At 26.8% G+C, this 436-nt stretch carries 2 protein-coding genes; both read left to right on the top strand.

Annotated elements, in window-relative coordinates; all coding sequences use genetic code 11:
* Nucleotides 1-125 (top strand): T9SS type A sorting domain-containing protein (locus FUA24_RS26115; RefSeq protein WP_148541150.1); only part of this gene is annotated, 125 nt, incomplete at its 5' end.
* Nucleotides 126-176: 51 nt separating this feature from the next.
* On the top strand, nucleotides 177-436 hold a 260-nt coding region (locus tag FUA24_RS07555), incomplete at its 3' end, for a DUF2752 domain-containing protein (RefSeq protein ID WP_148541148.1).

The raw sequence follows: 436 nt of genomic DNA, 5'->3' as shown, positions 1-436 counted from the left end.
ACTCTAATAATAACACACTATCATTTTCAACAAAAAACCTAAGCACAGGTGTATATGTTGCAAAAGTTACAACAGACAACAATGCTGCTAAAACTCAAAAAATTGTAATTAACAACCAAAAGTAATACGTTTATAATTTAGTACATTAGCATAAATTTTTAAATAGCTATTACTCTATGGAAGAATACATGCTTCCTTGTTTAAATAAAAAATTTTTTGGTGTAGAATGCTTTGGTTGTGGTATGCAGCGTGCTTTAGCCCTCATATTTAAAGGCGAATTTGTACAAGCATTTTACATGTATCCTGCTATTTACACACTTATTTTACTAGTTGTTTTAATAACAATAAATGCTTTTAAAAACAACAAACTTTTATCTAAAATTAATACTACTTTAGCTGTAGTAAATGCTATAATTATTATTTGCAGCTTTATTAT

This window comes from Seonamhaeicola marinus (genome assembly GCF_008085455.1).
This window is presented reverse-complemented; position numbering and strand designations above follow the sequence as displayed.